The sequence below is a fragment of the Pseudoalteromonas aliena genome (genome assembly GCF_038155085.1).
GTDB lineage: Bacteria > Pseudomonadota > Gammaproteobacteria > Enterobacterales > Alteromonadaceae > Pseudoalteromonas > Pseudoalteromonas aliena_A.
This window is the reverse complement of the sequence record NZ_JBAKAU010000016.1, coordinates 62,669-85,498: the sequence shown is the minus strand read 5'-3', so window position 1 is coordinate 85,498 and position 22,830 is coordinate 62,669. Positions and strand designations below refer to the sequence as shown.

The 22,830-nt window shown below is 39.4% G+C and carries 16 protein-coding genes; 3 read left to right on the top strand and 13 right to left on the bottom strand.

Annotated features, from left to right (window positions below; genetic code table 11):
- Positions 1-138: 138 nt before the first annotated feature.
- Positions 139-999 (bottom strand): hypothetical protein, encoded by an 861-nt coding sequence (locus V6260_RS14600; protein ID WP_341594877.1) that lies wholly within the window; start codon positions 997-999, stop codon positions 139-141.
- 649 nt (positions 1,000-1,648) lie between these two features.
- Here V6260_RS14600 and V6260_RS14595 point away from each other — a divergent pair.
- Positions 1,649-2,578 (top strand): integron integrase, encoded by a 930-nt coding sequence (locus V6260_RS14595; RefSeq protein ID WP_341594876.1) that lies wholly within the window; start codon positions 1,649-1,651, stop codon positions 2,576-2,578.
- A gap of 551 nt (positions 2,579-3,129) precedes the next feature.
- On the opposite strand, the gene V6260_RS14590 is transcribed toward V6260_RS14595, so the two are convergent.
- The 5 genes from V6260_RS14590 to V6260_RS14570 all read right to left on the bottom strand — a co-directional run bounded on the left by V6260_RS14590 (position 3,130) and on the right by V6260_RS14570 (position 12,500).
- Positions 3,130-5,385: an acyl-CoA dehydrogenase gene (locus tag V6260_RS14590; protein ID WP_341594875.1), complete on the bottom strand. Its 2,256-nt coding sequence runs from the start codon at positions 5,383-5,385 to the stop codon at positions 3,130-3,132.
- Between the two features lie 339 nt (positions 5,386-5,724).
- Positions 5,725-6,753, bottom strand: a complete 1,029-nt coding sequence (locus V6260_RS14585) for a zinc-binding dehydrogenase (protein WP_341594874.1) — start codon at positions 6,751-6,753, stop codon at positions 5,725-5,727.
- A gap of 10 nt (positions 6,754-6,763) precedes the next feature.
- Entirely contained in the window at positions 6,764-8,176 is a 1,413-nt protein-coding gene (locus V6260_RS14580) for a TolC family protein (protein WP_341594873.1), read from the bottom strand.
- On the bottom strand, positions 8,169-11,321 hold the full coding sequence (locus V6260_RS14575) for a multidrug efflux RND transporter permease subunit (RefSeq protein WP_341594872.1): 3,153 nt from the start codon (positions 11,319-11,321) through the stop codon (positions 8,169-8,171). Before V6260_RS14575 ends, V6260_RS14580 begins: the two co-directional genes overlap by 8 nt.
- A gap of 9 nt (positions 11,322-11,330) precedes the next feature.
- Positions 11,331-12,500 carry an efflux RND transporter periplasmic adaptor subunit gene (locus tag V6260_RS14570; RefSeq protein ID WP_341594871.1) on the bottom strand — a complete coding sequence of 390 codons (1,170 nt, stop codon included), beginning with the start codon at positions 12,498-12,500 and terminating at the stop codon, positions 11,331-11,333.
- Positions 12,501-12,619: 119 nt separating this feature from the next.
- Here V6260_RS14570 and V6260_RS14565 point away from each other — a divergent pair, with 119 nt between their 5' ends.
- Entirely contained in the window at positions 12,620-13,558 is a 939-nt protein-coding gene (locus tag V6260_RS14565) for a LysR family transcriptional regulator (RefSeq protein WP_341594870.1), read from the top strand.
- 26 nt (positions 13,559-13,584) lie between these two features.
- Here V6260_RS14565 and V6260_RS14560 read toward each other — a convergent pair whose 3' ends face one another.
- The 7 genes from V6260_RS14560 to V6260_RS14530 all read right to left on the bottom strand — a co-directional run bounded on the left by V6260_RS14560 (position 13,585) and on the right by V6260_RS14530 (position 21,408).
- Positions 13,585-14,607: a GGDEF domain-containing protein gene (locus tag V6260_RS14560; RefSeq protein ID WP_341594869.1), complete on the bottom strand. Its 1,023-nt coding sequence runs from the start codon at positions 14,605-14,607 to the stop codon at positions 13,585-13,587.
- A gap of 163 nt (positions 14,608-14,770) precedes the next feature.
- Positions 14,771-15,742 carry a GTP 3',8-cyclase MoaA gene (moaA, locus tag V6260_RS14555; protein WP_341594868.1) on the bottom strand — a complete coding sequence of 324 codons (972 nt, stop codon included), beginning with the start codon at positions 15,740-15,742 and terminating at the stop codon, positions 14,771-14,773.
- A gap of 186 nt (positions 15,743-15,928) precedes the next feature.
- A complete protein-coding gene (locus V6260_RS14550) occupies positions 15,929-18,220 on the bottom strand; it encodes a xanthine dehydrogenase family protein molybdopterin-binding subunit (protein ID WP_341594867.1) in 2,292 nt (763 codons plus the stop codon).
- A 12-nt stretch (positions 18,221-18,232) separates the two neighbouring features.
- Complete coding sequence (locus V6260_RS14545; RefSeq protein ID WP_341594866.1) at positions 18,233-18,721, bottom strand: (2Fe-2S)-binding protein; 489 nt, start codon at positions 18,719-18,721, stop codon at positions 18,233-18,235.
- Between the two features lie 123 nt (positions 18,722-18,844).
- Positions 18,845-19,438, bottom strand: coding sequence for a nucleotidyltransferase family protein (locus tag V6260_RS14540; protein ID WP_341594865.1), 594 nt, complete (start codon positions 19,436-19,438; stop codon positions 18,845-18,847).
- Positions 19,432-20,460 carry an XdhC family protein gene (locus V6260_RS14535; RefSeq protein WP_341594864.1) on the bottom strand — a complete coding sequence of 343 codons (1,029 nt, stop codon included), beginning with the start codon at positions 20,458-20,460 and terminating at the stop codon, positions 19,432-19,434. Before V6260_RS14535 ends, V6260_RS14540 begins: the two co-directional genes overlap by 7 nt.
- Positions 20,461-20,544: 84 nt before the next feature.
- Positions 20,545-21,408 carry a DUF6279 family lipoprotein gene (locus tag V6260_RS14530; RefSeq protein WP_341594863.1) on the bottom strand — a complete coding sequence of 288 codons (864 nt, stop codon included), beginning with the start codon at positions 21,406-21,408 and terminating at the stop codon, positions 20,545-20,547.
- Between the two features lie 688 nt (positions 21,409-22,096).
- Here V6260_RS14530 and V6260_RS14525 point away from each other — a divergent pair.
- Positions 22,097-22,822 (top strand): tetratricopeptide repeat protein, encoded by a 726-nt coding sequence (locus V6260_RS14525; protein WP_341594862.1) that lies wholly within the window; start codon positions 22,097-22,099, stop codon positions 22,820-22,822.
- Positions 22,823-22,830 lie beyond the last annotated feature (8 nt).

Sequence of the window (22,830 nt, the reverse complement as noted above, 5' to 3'; positions counted from 1 at the left end):
AAAGTTAAGCAAGGATCAGTGTGTTTAACTTGACAGTGGGAGTCATACCAACGCCCCACTAAGAGGCAAAAAATAGTTGGTTAAAATAAGCGACGCAGGAGCAAAACCAACTGTTTTTTGTCCTACTTAAGTGGCTTGTTAAGTTTCGGTTTTAGCTAAACGCTTAATATCAGCTAGTAATGCAACGTTAGGATTATCCAGATCCTGATTATACTTATTGATATCAAACGTACTTAAATTTTGAATAATTAAGGAGGGGATATATTTAGCATCAAACCTTGCTAACTGATTTATTTCTTTAGATAGTTGAGAGACTAACTCCACCGTTGGTACTGTCTTTATACAAAAATTGGCAACGATATTACCATGCTTTTTCTGAACATTGTCATTCGCTAGCTTATCGAATTTTTTTATACTCTCATTAGACATACCTATCGACAAACATAGATCACGTAATTTATTTTTTTGAACATTACAAAGACTCAGATCTTCCTTGCAACTTTTAATATCGTATCCCTTCATTAATTCATTCAATATATCCAATAAACCTGACACAAACTCCCCAATGTATTCTACATCTAAAGAAAAGTTACCTTCAGGTGCATTAGGAAAAATCTTCATGTGTATACCCCTTATAGGTAAAACAAGTCTAGCCTCCAATAACTCGGAATATTTTGTAAATTCTTCTAGGTGCTTATAGTAGTTTTGAAAGATATTTTGCAAGTTTGATAATCTAATTTGTTCCTTTGTTTGTTCTGAACGATGATTTGCCGCTAATAAAGCAACCACAGGAATAATCAATGCAAGTATACTTAATGGAAACCTAAACATTGAAATTAAGTTATTAAATCCATTTGATGAAAGGTCAAGCCTTAGCTCTGTATTAAAGCTAATAATGATCAAAATAGTTAAAGCGACTATAAAATGTAAGTAGATAGTTAGTCGTAGAATCTTTAAATTCAAAAAGCTTTCGTTTGGGTTAAAATATTTAGATGTCACTATAACTCCATATTATCAACTACTACCGAAGTTTATTTAGAAACTTAACGCCCAAATTTGCGGGCGGCTGAAGCGAAGCGTAAGACGCTCCGAAAGATTTTTTTGTTATATGCCTCACCGCTCACACTGCCATTTAGCCAGCCTAAATAACCTTATACGCTATGATTCCGACAACCGGAATCCCTACCCAAAACAGTGGCGAAGCATACCAAGGAATTGGCCCTGATTTATGAACTTTAAAAATCTTCATAAATACTATGTATAGACCGATACAAAGAAGCACAGCGCTAAAACGAATGTATAATTCGGTACCTGAGACTGCCCCTTGCACAAAACCAATTATCGGAAAAGCAATGAATATTATGACTAATATCCAGTTTTCCCTAACAATTTTTGCCAGCATATCTACGAATTTCCTTTTGGCATATAACAACTTTATCAGAGGACACTTTCCTCTTTTTATGAGCAATGTATGTCCTCTTAATTATTTTTAATATTAATAACAAATCCTGTAACACATTGCCAGCTTTAAACTTTAAGTCAGGCTGTTCTTTTATTAAAATGCAAAAAAGAGGAAAATGTCCTCATTTCTTGACTTAGGAGGAAAAACGCCAATACTGTATATAATTACAGTTGATTGAGATTTAAAATGAAAACTAAATCCCCTTTTCTTAATAGTATTATCAACTATATGTATAGCCATCACTACGCTAAAAAATCTATTGAAACTTATGTATTTTGGATTACTGCCTATATCCATTTTCATAATAAGCGGCACCCTACCAGTATGGGCAATAATGAAGTTGAAATATTTTTAAATCACTTAACAGTCACTAAAAAAGTGGCAGCGAGAACACAAGCAACCGCTTTAAATGCACTTGCTTTTTTATATAAACATATTATCAAGAATGAGCTCTCATTAGATTTAAATTTCGTTAAAAGTAACCGCCAACAGAAACTTCCTGTCGTACTTACACAAACTGAGGTATCGCTATTTTTTAGAAATATAAATAAACGACATTATTTGATAGCAAGCCTGCTATATGGAAGTGGTTTACGGCTGATGGAAGCAGTAAAAATAAGAGTTCAAGATATTGACTTCGACTATAAAAACATACGCATTTGGAACGGTAAGGGTAATAAAAATCGTATTGTGACACTTGCTGAAGAATTAATACCAATGCTAAGAAATCAAATAATTCAAGTTGATGAATATTTACAGTTAGATTTAAAAAATGATGCGTACGCCGGTGTATGGATGCCTTATCGACTTAGTAAAAAATACCCAAGCGCTAATAAGTCATTACAATGGCAGTTTTTGTTCCCATCACATAAATTAAGTACGGACCCTGAAACAGGAGAAATAAGACGTCACCACTTAGATCATTCAGGGGTAAGAAAGTCAGTTAAACTATCTTCAGCAAAAGCTGAAATTAATAAACACGTTACGCCACATACTTTGCGCCATTCATTTGCTACGCACTTACTGCAAAGCGGCGCTGATATCCGCACAGTACAAACACAGCTAGGTCACAGCGATGTGCGTACTACGCAAATAATACCCGCTGTATTGAATTAGTGAGCAATTTTAGCGATAGATAAATAGCTCAGTAACAAGGCAAAAACTTGGTAATATAGTTTATCTATATGAGAAGTTTTTAACGCAGTTAATGAGTTATTTAGAACGCTAAAATGTTCAACGTTTTAATTCAGTGGGTATCCTACTCATGTATTGCAGCAAGGTGCTAACGGGGTTATCAGCCCTTTTTCAAGATTATAAGCGTCTCTTTTTAATCCTCTACACATACATACTCGCTTACAGATCAATACCGCTATCTATTTCTACTTTAAAAAACACAAAAAAGCCCCGCTTGTTTTTACACAAGCAGGGCTCCAAGTTATACCAATTTTATCAAAAACATGCTCATTCTATCGCATTAAATAACTCACTAACTGCGTTAAAAATTATTCATATAGAACAACTATATGTCATAATTTTCGTCTTATTATTGCGCTATTTTCTTAGCGACATAATAGATCACTTATTTAATGCTATTGGTATTAATTTTTACTCAAAAATAAAAGCGCCGATACTGCGGACGCTTTGCATTATTGAATTGACTTCACAACTTACTGATTAACTACGCTTTTAAGCGGGTTAACTGGTTGTGCGTTGTCATCTAGTAAGTTCATGTCAAAGTCGAACTCATCTACACGAATCGCTTTTTCACGTTTGATGTTGTAATCAATTAACTGAGCATGCTCAGCTTGCGTAATTACGTTTGCAGCTAGTGCGTTATCAAGCGTGATGTTAAAGCGCGCACCTGGCTTAATTGTTCTAGCACGTAATGCTTTTTTAACTTTAGCCAGCTCGCTAAGTGATGCCATTTTAGCTTTGTAAGCTTGCTCATTAATATGGTGACCGTCACCTTCTACTGGTTTAACTAAATGCGTAATTTGCGCTTTAAATGCAGTATCAAGCTGAGCTTGCTTAGCTAGTTCGCGGATTAAGTCATCGCTAATTTTTGGCATTTTAGTTGAGTAGTTCATTGTAATGAAACGAATAAACTTACGAGTACCACTTGCAGGGAAGTTATCTAAAAACTTATGCAATGCTTCTTCAGCGCTTTGTAGTGCAAAACGAGTTGCGTAATGGAAATACGGCGCTGCTTGCTCACGGTCACTACTTGATACTTTTTGCTCGTAGTATTTAATTGATGCCATAGCTGCGTACAAGAAGCTCATTACATCGCCTAAACGCGCCGATAGCATTTCTGCTTGCTTTAATTTACCGCCAAGTACAAGTAGCGAGAAGTCTGCGTACACTGCAAGTTTTGCAGATAATTTATGTACTGCTTTTTCGTAGTCGCGTACTTCTGGTAATTCAGAGTTAGCGCTTGCTGTAAATGGTAAAACACCAAGGCGAAAAGCACGGAAGCTGTTTGCTGTGCTGTAACCAATTGTTTTACGTAAAATGCCGTTAAATTCTTTATCTGCGCCTTTGTCTTCGCTGTGAATTGACTCAACCATAGATTGTAAATATGGATGACAACGCATAACACCTTGACCAAAGATCATTAGGTTACGAGTAAGAATGTTCGCGCCTTCTACCGTAATTGCAATAGGCTGGGCAACATAACCACTTGCTAATGTATTTTGTGGACCGTTTTGTATCGCTTTACCTGCTTGAATATCCATTGCTGAATCAAGCACGTCGCGACCAAGCTCTGTCATATGGTATTTAGCGATTGCAGTTACTACTGATGGTTTTAAGCCCATGCCTAAGCCTTCAGTTGTAAGTACGCGCATTGCTTCTTGTAGGTATGTTTTACCTGCAATGTCGGCTAGTTTTTCTTGAATACCTTCAAACTGGCCAATGGCTAAACCAAACTGTTCACGCACTGCTGCGTATTCAGATGCTGATTTAAATGCAACTTGTGCTGTACTAACACCTAGCGCAGGTAGTGAAATACCACGGCCAGCACCTAAACAGCTAACCAGCATTTGCCACCCACGGCCGATATTTTTTTGACCACCAATAACAAAATCCATTGGTACAAATACTTTGTTACCGCGTGTAGTACCGTTGTAAAAACGAATACCCATTGGGTCGTGACGATTACCAAGCTCTACGCCTGGGTGCTCTTTTGGAATAAGTGCACAGGTAATGCCTAGGTTTTCTTTGCCACCTAATAAACCATCAGGGTCCATTACTTTAAAAGCTAAACCAAGTACAGTAGCAATAGGTGCAAGCGTTATGTAGCGCTTGTCCCATGTGATTTCAAGGCCAAGTACTTCTTCGCCGTTGTACATACCTTTAGTTACTTTACCAACATCAGGAATACCACCTGCATCAGAACCCGCTTCAGGGCTTGTTAATGCAAAACATGGAATGTCTGTACCATTTGCTAGGCGTGGTAAGTAATGTGCTTGCTGTTCTTGCGTACCAAAGTGAAGTAATAATTCACCTGGGCCTAACGAGTTAGGAACCATTACAGTTACCGCAACTGCTGAGCTTTTAGTTGCAATAGTTGCCACAATTGTAGAGTTTGCATAAGGGCTAAACTCTAAACCACCAAACGACTTAGGAATGATAAGCGAGAAAAAACGCTCTTTTTTCAAAAATTCTAAGATGTCATTTGGTAAATGAATGCCGTTTTGAATCACTGAATCGTCAATCATGCCCAGTAACTCTTTTACTGGACCGTCTAAAAATGCTTGCTCGTCTGCGCTTAATGTAGCAGCAGGTACATCGCGCAATGCACTGAAATCAGGTTTACCTTGGTAGATAGAACCTTCAAGCCATACATCACCCGCGTCTAGCGCTTCTTGTTCTGTGATTGAAATACTTGGTAATACTTTTTTTAGTTTTGTACGTAAACTCATGATTGAACTCATCCGACCAGCTAAATAATACCTACATTACGTCATAAAAAATCGTTTAGATCAATTACTCTATTCAATTAATTAACAGTTTTTTCAATATATTTTCTTTACCTGAACGTAAACTGTTGAAACACAAAGGCTTACAGTTGTACGCTGAAAAAAAGTATTTTGACTAAAATGATAAATAAAACAGCAAAATCTCTAGCGCTGCATTTATTTTTTTATGGGCATAAAAAAACGCAGCAAAAAAAGGCTGCGTTTTTATTTAATTTGTAGAGGTTATATAAGCAATTAATCTAGCTAAAAATACCTAAATTTAAATTAAATTGTATAAGCGCTTCACTTAGCAACTTTAACAACTTGCTTGCCGGTAAAACCACCTGCGAGTTGCTTATTAAGTGCTTGCGATAATGACTCAGCACTAAAATCTACGTCCGTTATTTCGGGGTGTTTAATGTCGCCACTAACCGCTCCTTCAAGTAACAGGTTACCCATAAAACTCAAGCGTTGTTGTGCACATAAACTATTAGCAAGCCATGCGCCACCAATTGATACAACGCTAATATTGGGCGCTCGGTGATACATTAAGTCTTGATCAAAACAAGGGAGCGGATTTAAGCAGGCAATACGTCCGCAAAAACGCATTAACTCAATATTACGCTGAGTACACTCACCACCTATCGTATCAATAACCGCATCAAAGCCTTGCGGGCCAAGTTCTCTGCGGATTTTTTCGCATAGCTTTATATCGCTATAGTCAAAAACCATATCAGCGCCTAACTGCTTAACCAATTTATGATTACGCTTTGATGCTGTGGTAAATACATCTGCACCGCGCTGTTTTGCATATTGAATAGCAAACTGCCCTACCGCTCCGGCTCCGCCTTCAATAAAAATAGTATCACCTTCACTAATGCCTATTTTATCTAAGCTGATAAGTGCTGCCATACCAGCACATGGAAGTGTTGCTGCAATGGCCGGATTTAAACCGCTTGGCACAACCGACACTGCAAAGTTAGGTACTTTGGTGTATTCACTCAAAGCACCTTGCTCACCAATGTTGGCGTGCCACATAACCCGCTCGCCAACATTTGGAAACACACCTTTATTAGCTTTGACCACAATACCTACGGCATCTAAGCCTAAAATATGTGGATACTGCCATTTACAAAAGCCTGTTTTAGCAAATTGACCATCAACTGGATTTAAACCAACGTACTCTACTTTTATAAGCAGCTCGTTGTCTGCACAGTCTGGAACAGGCAGCTCAGCATCGGCTAAGTCAATTGCTTCATTTGGTTCTGGCAGTACAATAGCGCGCATTGTTTGCGGGATAATGTATTCATGTAAATTTTCAGTATTTGGCATCAATATAACTCTACTTATTAGTGTCGTTTAACGCATAACTCCATTGACCATTAAATGACTGATAAGCATTTACTTTGGCAAGCAGTGAAGAAATTGTTGTTTCAACAGCATTTTCTTGTGCTATTAAAACATCCTGACGCGCATCTAACAACTCAAGGTAAGGAATTTGACCTTCTTCGTACATTGCTTGTGCTTGTAAAAATGCTTTATTAGCGAAGTCGTAGCGCTCATCGGCAAAGCGTTTTTGCTGTGCTTGATTGACCAACAATTGTAGTGAAAGTTCACTTTCACTGAGTGCAGTTAATACCACTTGTTGATAATCGCTGTAAGCGGCTTCACTTAAAAACTGCTGCGCGTCGCGCTGCGCTAATAATGCTGGGTAGCTTAATAACGACCATTGCAACTGCGGCGCTACTTGCCACTGCTGATCGGTATTTTTTAAGCCTGTGCTGTCTATACTCACAACCCCTGCAAATGCAGATAAGCTAATATCGGGTAATAACGCTTTGCTAGCTGCAACACTTAAACTATTTGCTTGGCTAAAATCAAACAATGCACGGCTAATATCAGGACGTAAGGCAATGGCGTTATTCGCATTTTTTAGTGCGACGCTAAAGTCACGTTCAAGCACGCCTTGCTCGTTTTCAATAGCAATATTTTTCGCTAGCTTACCGCTTAGTACTGCAAGGGCAGATAAATCGCTGTATTTTGCATACTCAATGGCAGGCATGAGTGCTTGTTGCTGCCTAAGCTGCGCCATAGTACGGTTTAAATCAAGCTCGTTAGCTACACCTTCATCAACTCGTGCCTGTAAAACGTCAATGCTTTGCTCAAGGGCTTCTATTTGAAGCGCTACAATGTGTTGTTTTTCAACATTCCCCTGATAACTTACAAAGCCTTTAACCACCGACGAAACAACTTCAATTTGTAATAAGCGTACTTGCTCTGCCTGGCTCATGGCCGATGCATTTGCAGCATCAACCAACGCTGTTATGCGACCAAATAAATCTAGCTGCCAATCAAGTGCAATGTTTGCACTTGATTGGCGGTCAAGCACGCTTGGTGCATCGCTTCGAGCTGCGCCAACATTTACGCCACCTTGAGGTAGGTATTGGGCTTTTTGCTCGCCTAATCGGGCTAATGCACTTTTAAGTGTTAACTGGCTTGTTTGCAAATTATAGTTATTTGCAAGCGCACCAGTAACAAGTTCATTTAGCTGATCAGAATTAAGCTTTTTCCACCAGTTTGTTTCATCAGCAACGCTAACGTTACTTGCAATATTAGCTTTAGCGACAAAATCGTTAACCGCTTTTTGCTCACTCATGGTGTCTATTTTACTCGCGCACCCTGCTAAAAACGAAGCCACTAATACCGCACTGACAGTTAGGCTAGTTTTAAGCCTTTTTTGCATTAACTTAGTCATGAGTGTTCTCCTGCGCGTTCTCTTTTTTGTTAGTCACTAGCATATAAAATACCGGCGTAAACAATAGGCCAAATACGGTTACACCTATCATCCCTGAGAACACGGCGTTACCCATAGCATGGCGCATCTCAGAACCCGCACCTGTAGCAAGTACTAACGGTACAACACCTGCTGTAAATGCAATTGAGGTCATTAATATTGGGCGCAAACGCATACGACATGCTTCAAGTATTGCCTCTAAGTGCGATAAGCCTGAGTCGTGTCTATCTTTTGCAAACTCAACCATCAAAATTGCGTTTTTAGATGCTAGGGCCACCAGCACTATTAGCGCTATTTGGGTAAATATGTTGTTGTCAGAGCCAACAAACCACACACCTAACAAGGCTGAGAAAATAGTCATAGGTACAATTAATATAATTGCCAGTGGTAAACGTAAGCTCTCGTACTGCGCTGCAAGTACCATAAATACAAGTAATACAACTAACGGGAATACATAAACCATGGTGTTACCGGCAAGTACTTGTTGGTACGTTACTTCAGTCCACTCGTACTCAATACCTGTTGGTAGTGTGTCTGCGAGTACTTTTTCAATAGCAACTTGTGCTTGATCAGAGCTATAACCTGGCGCTGGGCTACCATTTAACTCTGCACTTGGGTAACCGTTGTAATGCATAACACGGTCGGGACCAATTGTTGGTGTTACTGTTAATACAGAGCCTAGAGGCACCATATTACCTGAGCGGTTACGTACTTTTAAATTAAGTATTTGATCAGGGTCTAAGCGGTAGTCAGCATCGGCCTGTGCATTTACTTGGTATGTACGGCCAAACATATTAAAGTCATTTACGTACACAGAGCCTAAGTAAATTTGCAGTGCGTTAAATACTTCATCAAGTGGAATACCTTGAATTAGCGCTTGCTCACGGTCAATATCAATATCCATTTGTGGAACTTGGATACGGAAACTTGAATACAAGCCCATTAATGCAGGGTCTTGTTGTGCTTTGCCGATAACAGCTTGCAGACTATTAAATAATGCTTCAAACCCTTTATTAGCTCTGTCTTCTATTTGTAGTTTAAAACCACCAGTAGTCCCTAAACCTTGAATTGGCGGCGGCGGAAATACAGCTACAAATGCTTCATCAATGGCAGCAAAGCGTTTATTCAACTCGGCCGCTATCGCCATCGCTGATTGGCTTGGATCGGTGCGTTTGTCAAAGCTTTCAAGTGGTGTAAATACAATGCCGCTGTTAGGGCTATTAGTAAACCCGTTCACTGATAAGCCAGGGAATGCAACTGTATGTGCAACGCCTGGTACTTCTAGTGCAATTTGCTGCATTTGAGAAAGCACATCTTCAGTACGATCAAGGCTTGATGCATCAGGCAACTGCGCAATAGCCACTAAATACTGCTTATCTTGCTGTGGAATAAAGCCACCCGGTACGGTATCAAATAACTTAATTGTGCCGCCGACAAGTGCGATGTAAGCCACCATTACAACAACGGTCATACGGATTAGTTTTTGTACCAGTTTTTCGTACCCTTTAGCACCACGATTAAAAACGCGGTTAAATGGTTCAAATAACCAACGACCAAACAATTTATTAAGTAAACGCGTGAACGCATCTGGTTTTGCATCATGTGACTTTAATAACAATGCAGCTAGCGCAGGCGATAACGTTAATGAGTTAAACGCTGAGATAATCGTCGAAATTGTAATTGTAAGGGCAAATTGCTTATAAAATTGACCTGATAAACCGGTAATAAACGCAGTAGGAATAAATACCGCACTTAGTACTAGCGCAATTGCAATAATAGGGCCTGTTACTTCGCTCATTGCAACACGTGTTGCTTCAAGCGGCGATAAACCATTTTCAATATTACGCTCTACGTTTTCAACAACTACAATGGCATCATCTACAACAATACCTATGGCCAGTACTAAGCCAAACAACGACAAGGTATTAATCGACACACCTAACCACTGCATTACCGCAAAGGTACCAATGAGTGAAATAGGCACAGCAATTAGCGGGATGATTGATGCACGCCATGTTTGTAGAAATACAATAACAACAATAACTACCAGTACAATTGCTTCAAGTAAAGTGGCAATTACCGCGTCAATTGAGCCACGTACAAATACCGTAGGATCGTACACAATGTCGTATTCAACACCACTAGGAAAATCTTTTGATAGGCGCGCCATTGTTTCGCGTACTTGATCAGAAAGCTCAATAGCGTTTGAACCTGGGCGTTGAAATATTGGCATTGCAAGTGCTGGTTGGTTGTCAAGCTCTGCTCGTAGTGAGTAAGTGTCTTGGCCTAAATCAACACGGGCTATATCAGATAAACGCGTTAACTGACCTTCATCGCCTACTTTAATAATAACTTGTTCAAATTCTTCAATACTGTTTAAACGACCTTTAACGTTTAACAGTATTTGAAATTGACTGTCGTTTGATATTGGTTGCGCGCCTAAGCTACCGGCTGCAACCTGTTGGTTTTGCGAGCGAAGCGCTGTTATTACATCTGTTGCTGTTAATTCGCGTGCAGCAAGTGCATCTGGGTTTAGCCATACTCGCATTGAGTACTTGCCAGCACCAAACATGCGAATATCACCTACACCCGGTAAACGTGCAATTTCATCTTTAATGTTTAAATCAGCATAGTTAGATAAGTAAGCTGTATCGTGCGTTTTTTCAGGTGAGTATAAATGCACTACCATGGTTAAATCGGGTGATGATTTTTCAGCCACAACACCTAAACGTTGTACTTCTTCTGGCAAACGCGGAAGTGCACTATTTACACGGTTTTGCACTTGTACTTGAGCACGATCTAAATCGGTACCTAACGCAAATGTTACCGTTAGTGTCATACGGCCATCACTAGTACCTTGCGAAAACATATATAACATATTTTCAGTACCGTTAATTTCTTGCTCAAGTGGTGTTGCCACAGTTTGCGCAATAACGGTCGGGTTAGCACCTGGGTAGTTGGCGGTAACAACGACTGTTGGAGGAACTACTTCTGGGTATTCACTTACTGGTAATTGAAATAGTGATATGCCACCAGCAATTAAAATAACCAACGACAGCATAGCCGCAAATATTGGGCGCTGTATAAAGAAATGCGAAAATTTCATCAATAAACCTTATTGCTTAGCCACAAATTGTGCGTTGTCATTTGACAATGTAAATGCCACACCGCTTGTATCAATTGTTACTGTTTGCGGAGAAATTGGCATACCAGGGCCTACACGCGCAGGGCCATTTACTGCAATTACATCACCTTCGCTGAGGCCTGAAGTAACCGCACGTAAAGCGCCGTAACGCTCACCAATAGTAATTAGTTTGTATTCAAGAACGTTGTTTTCGCCAACGGTTAATACAAAACGATTTTTTAAATCGGTACCAATAGCGCGCTCAGGAATAATTACTTTTTCACTTATTTCATTAGCCGCTAATTTAATGCGTGCAAACGAGCCGGCGCGTAATTGGTTGCTGTCTTCATTAAATACTGCACGTACACGTAATGTACCCGTTGATGAATTAATTTGGTTATCAATAAAGTTAATATAGCCTTTGTATGCAAAATCGCTTTGACCCACTTTTTGCATTACAACAGTTTGATGGCTCGCAGCAGTAACATCATTAAAAGAGTGATTCCATGTACGTTCATCAACATCAAAATAAGCATACATAGCTTGATTTGAAACAATTGACGTTAATACGCTTTGACCGGCCAGTACGTTATTACCTTTAGTAATATTTGCACGAGAAATAATGCCGTCAATTGGTGATACTACTGACGTAAATTCTAAATCTAGCTCTGCTGAGGTAAGTTGTGCTTGCAGTGCAGAAAGCTGTGCTTCGCGTTGACGTAGTGTTGAAGTACGCGCCTGTGCTTGCTCTGTAGAGATTGCCTTACGGTCTAATAGGCGTACGGCACGTTTGTCTTCACTTTTAGCTTGTTCTAGTGCGGCTTCTGCACTTTTAATTTGTGCTTTTAAGCTTGCAACAACCGCTGCAAATGGACGTGCATCTAATTGAAATAAAACATCGCCTTGCTTAACCACGTCGCCTTCTTTAAATTCAATACTATCGATGATCCCTGATACACGCGGCATTAAAGCAACTTCTTGTGGAGACTCTAAACGAGTTGTATATGTGTGCCAGCTTTGTACCGGCTTAACAAGCACCTGTGCTACATCAATCGGTTGAAGTTGCTGTGCAGGTGCTGATTGAGCTGTGCTCTCATCGGCACAACCCGCAAGTGTTAAAGATGCCGCAGTAAGTGCAGCAGCAATTAGATGTTTGTTCATGAAGACGCTCCATTGTTGATTAGCCTCGCATAATACGGATTAAACCCGTGTGTAAAAACCATAGATTTTTAAATTCATTAATGCCAAAATGGCATCAATACATTAAACAAGGTGTAATAATGGATACAACAAGTCGACTTTTAATGTTACTTGAAGTAGTTGAGCAAGGCTCTTTTGCTAAAGCTGCAGAAATACGCAACATAGATCGCTCTGTTATATCTAAACAAATTAGCCGTTTAGAGGATGAGTTAGGCGTTAGGTTACTTAACCGAACTACCCGTTCATTTTCGCTCACAGCGGCAGGCGCAGAAATGATCAAAAAAGCAGCTGAGCTTAGAGAGCTGCTCGGCGAAACCGTGCGCATGGCTGAAAACTACCATTTAGAGCCGCGCGGCGTTTTAAAAATCACTTCATCAACACTTATTGGTCGCCGTTATTTACAACCTGTACTTAATGATTTTCAAAAACGCTTTCCGCAAGTAGAAGTTGAACTGCGTTTAGACGATAAATTAGTCGATATAGTCTCTGAAGGATTTGATTTGGCTTTTCGTGTAGGCGAGCCTAAAGACTCGTCACTTATTGCACGCAAAATAGCGCGTAATCGCTTACTCATTGTTGCAGCACCAGAGTACATAGACACTTATGGTATGCCAAAAACAATGGAAGAGTTAGCGAAATTACCAGCAGCAAGCTATGCCAGTAACTCTATTCGAGTAGAAGCTATAGATTACTACAATAGTAAAGGTGAACCTTGCGAGCAAAAAATAAAAAGTGTGTTTAGGGCAAACGATGCCGAATCATTATTGATGAAGACACTTTCTGGTACGACCTATTTTGTCGCCCCTGCATTTATTATTGGTGATGAAATATCACAGGGCAAACTAGTGCCTTTATTGACTGATGTGAAACTCATGGAATATAGTGCTATGTATGCCGTATACCCTCATCGTGATTTGCCAGTAAGAACACGATTGTTTTTTGATGCTGTACGTGAATATATAGGAAAGGATAAGCCGATTTGGGAAAATGGGATCCCTAACTTTGAACAAATGTACTAAGCAAATAATACGCTAAGTATAACTACTCAGTGCTCGTACTCTTTTTTAAACTTACAATACACTTTGTTGCGACCAAATTGTTTTGCTTTATATAACTGTTTATCAGCTTGATTAACAAAGTCTTCGAGCGTATTTGTATTTTTAAATCTTGCCACACCAATACTCGTCGTAATGTTTATTACTATACCGTCAATATCAAAACATGTCTTTTCAATATGAGCTCTTATGCCTTCAGCTGCATCAAGTGCTTGCTGCTCACTTTCAAATGAACAAAATAACGCAAACTCTTCACCACCGACTCTAAATACATAACCTCGGCCTAGCGAAATCCTTAACGAAGTGGCTACTTCAATTAGCACTCTATCGCCTACACCATGCCCGTGTTTATCATTTACTTGTTTAAAAAAATCTAAATCAAGTAAAAATAAATACAACTGTGACTTATCTTGCAGTTCTATTTCAAAAAAGTGGCTCATTGAAAGACGATTACCGGCTCCTGTTAATGGATCGAGTAATGCTAAATTTTTAAGGCGCTTTGAAAAATGCGAACGACTTCCCTCAAAAACATGGGAAACAGCCCAAATAGACAAATAAGTACATATTAAATTTAGCGATAAGTTAAATGTTTTAAACAGTGGTAGGCCCGACATGCTACTGATAATTGTACCTTGAATAATCAGTAAACTCGCCGATAATATAACCCCATATTTCTTCCCCAGTAATAAATAATACAAAATAGGCAATGAAAGTGACCACACAAAAACGCCATTACGAGGGGTAGTTAAAGACGTAGCCAAAATAAAAATCACAGAGATAAGTATGCACATACTTACCGCTTGACCGTACTTCATGGGGCGTCGAATAAGAGATCTAAATGTATGAGCGCAATATGCTGAAAAGCAAACTTCTATGTAGCCTAAAAATGGAAAGTTATTAACTGTTAAATTTAATACAGCAAATCCTAATGATAAAAAACCAAAACAAAGACACATCCATCTTAGGACATTCCTTCTTAAGGTTTTAGTACTGTTAAGAGCTGTAATATCCATGTAAAAACTTAGTTAAAATAAAGTTCTAGTTTAACGCGAAAATATAATATGACAAGCCCTTAAAAATGATAGTACTTTTAAGCACAGGTAATGACTCTGTTGCATAAAATTACCTTTTTAAAAGGGGGAATTAAACATTTTTACCATGGACAGCTTTAAATAACTAGCCACCTAACATGGATAAATTAGTAGTAATACCCGTATTGCCTTGGTGTAAAAGGTGAGTTGGCTTTTTGGTCTTAATATAACGAGATAACAATGCCATTAATTCACTGTTTGAACTGTCGTTCATATATTCTCTTAGCGAAATACCCTCTTCAGAAAACAAACACAAGTGCAGGTTTCCTTTAGCTGTAACCCTTAGTCGATTACAGGTACTGCAAAAGTCGTTGCTGTAAGGCATGATCAAACCAATTTTGCCTTCGTAATCTGGATGGGCAAACTCTTGAGCAGGACCCGCTGATGCACTTCGCGCAACTTGCTGCCAACCCGTTTGTAATAACTGAGTTTTTAAAACTTGCCCAGAAACATGGTTAGCATCAAAAAAGGCTTTGTTGTCGTTTGTTTGCATCAACTCTATAAAGCGGATTGTAACGGGACGGTGTTTAACCCAATTTAAAAATGTATCAAACTCTTTTGCGTTGTATTGCTTCATCAACACGCTGTTTATTTTTACCGAATCAATACCCGTTTCAAGCGCAGTATCAATGCCTTTCATTACTGAGGTAAATTTGTCGTGCCCAGTAATGGTGTTAAACATACGTGAATCTAAGCTATCAATACTTACATTAATGGCGTTTAAGCCTGCACCTACCCAGTCATGAATATTCTTATGAAGAGAAAAGCCATTGGTAGTCATTGCAATTTTTTTTATGCCCGCGACATCTTTTGCAGCGCGAACAACATCTATAAAGTCTTTACGAAGGGTTGGCTCTCCGCCAGTGATCCTTACTTTTTCAATACCATGGTGTGCAAACGCTTTAAGCGTATTGCTAATTTCATCAATTGTGAGAAAGCCACGGTCGTGACCGCCCTGATAACCATCTGGTAAACAATAAACACACTTAAAATTACATACATCCGTAATAGACAAACGTAAGTAACTAAACTCTCGCCCTGTTGGGTCGATTAGCATAAATAAACCTTAACTAATATCAACACGTAATAACAACCTAATACCAATTTGCAATAATACTTAATCGTTTAATTAAGCAAACTGGTATAAACAACGCTACCTATTGATACATAAATAATAATGACATAAATATATTTAATAACTTAAAGGGGCAGCCTAAAGCATACCCCTTTAATTATTTTTGTTTTACGCTTCTAAGCCTTTTTTAAGTTCGCTTGGCTTCATTGGTAGGTCACGTAAACGCACGCCTACAGCATTAAACACTGCATTACCAATAGCAGGAGCAACTCCTATCACCCCAGGCTCACCTAAACCAACTGGAAATTCATCGCTTTGTAAAAATTCAATGTCCATATCTGGCACGTCTTGCATTCTTAGCGGTAAATAAGTATTAAAGTTAGTCTCTGATACCTGTCCATCTTTATACGTATTTGATTCATGCAATGCAAGGCTGCTGCCCCATAGTAATGAGCCTTCAATTTGCGCTAATGCGCCATCTGGGTGAACTATTAAGCCAGCATCTACAACAACATAGAGCTTTTTAAGCGTTATTTTACCACTATCACGGTTAACGTGAACATGCGCTGCGGTTGCAAGCCATGCTGGCATGGTACGTTCTTGCCCTGAGCTTACAGAAAAACCAATGCCTTCGTCTTTCGCTAATTTTACAGAAGCTACTTTATCCGACACCGTTTTGAGCACATTACGTAAGCGCAGTGCTCCGCCAACGCTCTCAGGTGCTTTACCCGCTTGCTTGCCTTTACCATCTAACATTTCAATTCTAAACTGAACTGGATCTTTGCCTTGTTTATGCGCTATTTCATCAATAAACGACTCAAGACTCCACGCAATCCAACCAGGCCCTACTGAACGTAACCAGCCTGGGGTAAAGGTGCTTTGTGCAACTTCGTTATTAATGGCACGTGCGCGGTGGCTATTCATGCTATACCAATGATCAGCGCCCGATGCCGAAAATGCATCAAATTTACCTTTACCATCAACACCCGGTGATAAAAACCCAGGTGCCATTGCTTTAGTAGGCCAGCCAGCAGCGAATGCATGCTCTAAACCAGTAAAGTTACCATTTTTATCAAACGATGCCGTCATTTTTGCAGCTGACGCAGAGCGAGACTGATCGAACAAGCTATCGTCTGCTCGGGTAAATACAAGCTTTACTGGTTTACCTACTGCTTTTGCAGTTAAGGCTGCAGGTACAGTCCAGTCACCAAATAATCGACGACCAAAACCACCGCCTAAATAATAAGGACGAATAATTACTTTGTTTTGTTCTATTTCAAGTGCTTTAGCAAGCGCAGGTAACGTAAGTGATTGCCATTGGTTACCGGTATGAATAATCCATTGCCCGTCTTTGTATTCAGCCAGCGCATTAAGCGGCTCTAACTGGTAATGACTTGCCGTAGCCGTGGTGTACATCGACTCTAATGATTCATTGGCGTCTGCTTGGGTTTTCTTTATATCGCCTTCATCTACAAACAAAGTACCCGAATCGCGTAGCTCGCATAATCGCTTACCTTCTTTTTGAATATCAGCTTCAGATATATTTGCTGACTCACCCTTTTTATAACTCACCTTTAAAGCATCTACTGCTTTAATGGCACTTGGGTAACTATCCGCTAATACAACAACCCAGCCTTGCACTGTGTTACTAGGGTCACTTAAAATTTCATAGCCTTTGTAGCCTTTAATCGCTTTTGCTGCACTATCGTCAACGTTTGTTACTGTACTGCCATAGCGGGTTGGTGGAATAACTGGACGCGCGTACAGCATGCCTTCAACTTCCACATCTATCCCATATACTGCGGTACCATTTGTTTTGGCTGGTATATCAAGTGCTTTAAAGTCTTGTTTAAGCCCAGTTAAATGGCGTTTATTAGCAGGTTTTAGTGGCAGGTTTGCAACTTCATCACTGGTGAATGTGCGATTAAACTCGCCTTTTTTAACTATGTCAGCATAACTAACCGATTTATCACCCGATACAATATAACCTTTTTCAGCGTGGCATTTATCTGCAGCCATACCTAACATTTTCGCGCCTGCTTCTATTAATGCAATTCGACCCGCAGCGCCGGCTTGAGATAATGGCTTAAAGCTTTGAAATACAGACCACGAGCCACCCGTTACCATAAAGCCCCATTTTTCATGGGTATCTACGTAGGTAATTGATACTTTATCCCAGTCACATTCAAGTTCATCAGCTACTATGCGCGCAAGAGCAGTACCAATATGTTGACCCATTTCAGCTTTAGCAATACTCACTTCTACGGCACCATCGGTACTCATAGTCCACCAAATGGTTGGTGAGAAAGCTTGTTGCGCAATGGATTCTTTTGCACTGAGCGAGCCCGAAAATAACGCAGGGGCAAACGCCATGACTAAACCTGCGCTAGCAGTGCCAATCATAAACGAGCGACGATTTAAATTAACGGTTTCGCTATTTTTTTGAAATAATTTTTTCATTGTCGGCTCCAGTTAAGCGTCTTGTGCATTTGGATCAAATATATTTACTACACTTTGTGACTCATCTGCAGCGCGTTGAATAGCTGCTTTAATACGTTTGTAAGCCATACAGCGACAGTAGTTACCATTCATATGGCTTACTATTTCTTCATCTGACGGGCTAGGGTTTGCAGCAAGTAATGTAGCAGCTTGCATTATTTGCCCCGATTGGCAGTAACCGCATTGTGGTACTTGCTCTTCAACCCATGCTTTTTGAAGTGGGTGTTCGTTATTAAGCCCTTCAATTGTGGTAATGTTTTTTCCTGCAATTGCGCCAATTGGTAGCACACATGAGCGAGTTGCTTGCCCATCTAGATGCACCGTACACGCACCACACATTGCAATACCACAACCAAATTTAGTGCCTTTTAACCCAATTTCATCACGAATAACCCATAACAATGGTGTATCTTCACTTGCGTGTGATTCAACCACCTTGCCATTAATTGTAAACGTCACCATAGCTTGCCCCTTGATTAAGCTTATATAGTAACTTTTTAAACTATGCGTATAGTTTAAAAAGTTACTATAACTATTAAAAATGTAACTATTGACCCATAACTGCATTTATTTCATTAAAATTTTTTAAAAGGTTTTACTTAAAAAATCATTGAGTTGTGCTTGAGTATCTATATCTAAACTCGCGCATTTTAAATCGATTGTATTAACCTCTTCATCGCTACAACGTAAAAGATGCTGCGCACCTTTATCTGTAGTTAAGTCGCTCAGCTTTGGTAGGTCAACACGTGGAAATATAGCGGGAACTCCCAGGCGCTCGCCGTAATTAGCACACCAACGAGAAGGGTAGCGTTTAAAGTTTGTTACCAGATCACTTAAATGCTCTGTAGTGAGCTCAACTTGATCCGCAAGCACAAATAAAATGCCATCTGGATGCTGGTTTTCTAAAATAGCTTTCGTTGCTGTCGCAATAGAGTTACCTAAGCCTTTGTCCCACTGTTTATTTTCAATCAGCTCTATGTTTTTATAACCTACCAATGCTTGCGCTACTTCTTTATGCCATGCCCCGGTAACTACATACACGGGTGTGTCATCAAGTGCTTGAAGTGTATTTACTGTATGCTCAATCATTGTTTTGCCAAACCCGATATCAGCCGTTAATTTACAGCCATTAAAGCGAGATGATTGCCCTGCGGCTAAAACAACTTTTGCAATTAGCACGGCTCTTGCCCCCAATGGCTTAGCGATTGGGCGTTTTTGTCACACAGCACTGCATGTATTTCACTGATCAGCGATAGTGCAATACTCTCTGGCGAGTCGCCGCCTAAATTTAAACCGACAGGCCCAAAAACAGGAGACTTAATTTGTGACACATGCGTATTTGCGTACTCTAAAACTTGTTCACGTCGGTGCTTAGGACCCAATAACCCTATATATTTAAACGGAACATCTTTAAATTGAGCCAACGTACTGGCGTCAAGTTCTACGCTGTGAGCCATTAAAATAGCAGCATCGACTTTATTAGTTATGCAATATTCTTTTAACTCACTCGGCGTGAAGCGCAAAATAGCATCAGCATTTTTAAAATATTGCCTTTTTGCATTGGCTGCACGCGTGTCCCATACAGTTACACTCCAACCAAGTTGTTTGGCAAATGTATAAACCGGAACTGCATCGGCCCCACCACCCACTATTAATAAATGAGGAGGCGGATAAATAGAGGTTTGCAAGCACGTAGCGCCTTGTAATTCTAGCAACTGCGCTTTGCGATTCATTGATAAACCATGTGGCTCATCATTTTGCGTAAATACACCACTACCGGCTGGCAAAATGGGGCTTACTTGTTGAAGGTATCGCCCTGGTTTATTCTCATTAAGTGCTTTAGAGACATGCCCTAACTGTAAATAGTCATTAGCTTTGTGAATCGGCTGCAGTAAAATGTGTACTATGCCCCCACAACCAATGCCAAGTTGAAATGTTAAATCGTCTTCATCGGTGGCATCATAACTAATGGTTTTACTGGTTAAAGTACTCATTACTTGTTTAGCGTGGCGCTGTATATCAGCTTCTAAACAGCCACCCGAAAGCATCCCCAAGCGCTCGCCTAGGCTCGAAATAAGCATCATAGCCCCTAGTTTTCTGTAACTAGAGCCTTCAATTTTGTACAAAGTAGCTAAAACCCATTCTTGGTTGTCCCTATCGGGATACCAAGTGTTTAAGATACTTTTCAAATCTGTAACCATATATTGCCCTTTAAAAAGCATTTTTTGCGTTTAACAACGAATCAGCCTAAACAGCTAATTTAAAACTTATAATTCACGCACAATTTAGTGTTCTATTATATCGTTTAAGGTCTCAATTAACTCATCAAATTGATCGTTAACGCTTTGGCGTTGTTTATCATTTAAAGTTGAGTTTAATTCGTAGAGTAAATTTATATATAAATCTAAGTTTGCTTCATTGGTGTTTAATAGTGCGTCGCTCATGTAAAACTCGCGCTCTTGAATAACTTTACTCAACTGATTTATAAATTCTTTTTTTGTAATTTCAGCACTTTCAAATACCTGTTTGGCTGCATTCAAACGGTTTTGCTTGTACTCTAACCACAGCGCTCCTGAGTCTTGATGTTGCTCATTAGTCGATTTAATCAGCGCTTTTTGTTGTTTATTAAGCTTGCCTATCCACTGCTCGTAGTATTCAAATTGCTCTTCTAAACGCTCACTTTTTCGCTCAAGCGGGGTTTGTTCGTTAAACTCTTCGCGTTCGTCGTTGATTTTTATTTGGATATTGTTTAAAAGCTCTTTTCTTTGCTCACTTGATAGGGTTGCCCCAAGTTCAGCTAAAGGCAGCTTTGCGTATCCAAGTAGGTTCTGCCAATGCTGTTTTGCAAGCACAACCTGTGTTTTTAATTGTTTAGCCTCCAATGTTTGGTTAAACAATGCTTTTATATTTTGTATGTCTTGTCTGTAGGCGGGTAACTGGGTAGTTCGGTGCCAATTTTGTGTTGTTGTAATTATGTTTTTTAGCTGTGTATTTTGTGTTTTATTCAAATCAATATAATCGTCAACCCAAAACGATGAAAGCCAACTTAAATTGTTATACGTAAAGGATGCCGAGCAACTACATAAAAACAGTGTACTTATAGCGAAGCATGAGCGTATTAGCTTTTTAGTTTTAAAATTATTAAGCATCACTTTCTCCATTTTAAAAATTGTATAGTAAAGACAATACTTATTTGATAATAATTATCATTTAAGTGTTGACTTGCATTTAGAACTAACTGATAATCGTTCGCATAAACACAGTGTAACGACCTCAGTGCCTATGGAAGAATATACAGCAAGGATGCTGACACATTAAAAGAAGAGCGTGCCGCTTCGTGTTATTACTTACTCGACCCAAGTAATAACATCAAATATCACATTTACTTGCTACATTGCTCATATTAGTGACGGTTAATATGACTCAAAAAAGCCCTAACGGGCTTTTTTTATTTCTTTAAATTTTCTATAAAATCTGTATCTTACACTTCTTAAACTCGTTTACTTACCTTAAAAGACCACCGCGCTGTTATTTACATTTTATACGCACGATCTGATAAGGTATCGCCTTGCGTTTACGTTAAAGCTGGCGTAAAACATAACAGTAGACACCCTTTTTTGCATCTATTTATAATAACCGATTTAGTCTCTACTTAAGTGCATTGAGTATTAAACGTTTAAAATGCGCAAATAGTGCAAAAATTTAATTATTTAGCATTTAACTAAAGTCTGTTTACCTTTCGAGATTAAAACTTGCTCTATTTATGCGCTATTTAATCGCGGCAAGATATACTGGCCTTAAAACCTATCGTAACTATTACTAATTGGAGGCATTTATATGTCACAGTTTAATCTCAAAGCACTCGTTCTTGCTGGCGTTTTACTGGCCAGCCCTTTCGCTCATGCAACATTAGAAGATGGCATAAGAGCAGCTAACGAAGGTGAATTTGCAGTCGCCCTAAAAGAATTCCAATACCTTGCAGATAAAGGCTTTGCGCCAGGAATTTACGAGCTAGCTAAATTATACGAAGGTGGATACGGTGTAACACGCGATTACCGCAAAGCAGCTGCGCTTTATCAACAAGGCGTCAAAAAGAACCACCCGGATTCAATGTTTGCGTTAGCTGTTTTATACGACGAAGGTAAAGGCGTGAAACTTGATCATCAAATGGCTGTTACCTTATTTGAAAAAGCAGCCAATAAAAACCTACCTGCGGCTCAGTTTAATTTAGGTGTAATGTATTCCAATGGCGTGGGTGTTACACGCGATTATGAAGCAGCACGTAACTGGTACGAAAAAGCGGCTGCGAACAATTACTCTTTAGCACAATTCAATTTAGCGCTAATGTACTTTGAAGGCTTAGGCATGCCTAAAGATCTAGAAAAGTCATACATTTGGAACACTATTGCTGAATACAACGGCAATATGCAAGCAAGCCATAGCCGCAAACTTGATGAACGAAAAATGCTTCCAAAAGAAATTGAAGAGGCTAAAGAAAAAGCTGATGCAATTTATGCAAAAATACAAGCAGGAACTTATGCCGGTGAAGGGCGTTTATTTTAAAGCCTCTT

Coding starts and splice junctions, on each gene's coding strand:
- V6260_RS14590 (WP_341594875.1), bottom strand. CDS start 5,385: ATGAGTTTACGTACAAAACTAAAAAAAGTATTACCAAGTATTTCAATC.
- V6260_RS14565 (WP_341594870.1), top strand. CDS start 12,620: ATGGATACAACAAGTCGACTTTTAATGTTACTTGAAGTAGTTGAGCAA.
- V6260_RS14530 (WP_341594863.1), bottom strand. CDS start 21,408: ATGCTTAATAATTTTAAAACTAAAAAGCTAATACGCTCATGCTTCGCT.
- V6260_RS14570 (WP_341594871.1), bottom strand. CDS start 12,500: ATGAACAAACATCTAATTGCTGCTGCACTTACTGCGGCATCTTTAACA.
- V6260_RS14575 (WP_341594872.1), bottom strand. CDS start 11,321: ATGAAATTTTCGCATTTCTTTATACAGCGCCCAATATTTGCGGCTATG.
- V6260_RS14545 (WP_341594866.1), bottom strand. CDS start 18,721: ATGGTGACGTTTACAATTAATGGCAAGGTGGTTGAATCACACGCAAGT.
- V6260_RS14525 (WP_341594862.1), top strand. CDS start 22,097: ATGTCACAGTTTAATCTCAAAGCACTCGTTCTTGCTGGCGTTTTACTG.
- V6260_RS14535 (WP_341594864.1), bottom strand. CDS start 20,460: ATGGTTACAGATTTGAAAAGTATCTTAAACACTTGGTATCCCGATAGG.
- V6260_RS14550 (WP_341594867.1), bottom strand. CDS start 18,220: ATGAAAAAATTATTTCAAAAAAATAGCGAAACCGTTAATTTAAATCGT.
- V6260_RS14595 (WP_341594876.1), top strand. CDS start 1,649: ATGAAAACTAAATCCCCTTTTCTTAATAGTATTATCAACTATATGTAT.
- V6260_RS14585 (WP_341594874.1), bottom strand. CDS start 6,753: ATGCCAAATACTGAAAATTTACATGAATACATTATCCCGCAAACAATG.
- moaA (WP_341594868.1), bottom strand. CDS start 15,742: ATGCTAATCGACCCAACAGGGCGAGAGTTTAGTTACTTACGTTTGTCT.
- V6260_RS14580 (WP_341594873.1), bottom strand. CDS start 8,176: ATGACTAAGTTAATGCAAAAAAGGCTTAAAACTAGCCTAACTGTCAGT.
- V6260_RS14560 (WP_341594869.1), bottom strand. CDS start 14,607: ATGGATATTACAGCTCTTAACAGTACTAAAACCTTAAGAAGGAATGTC.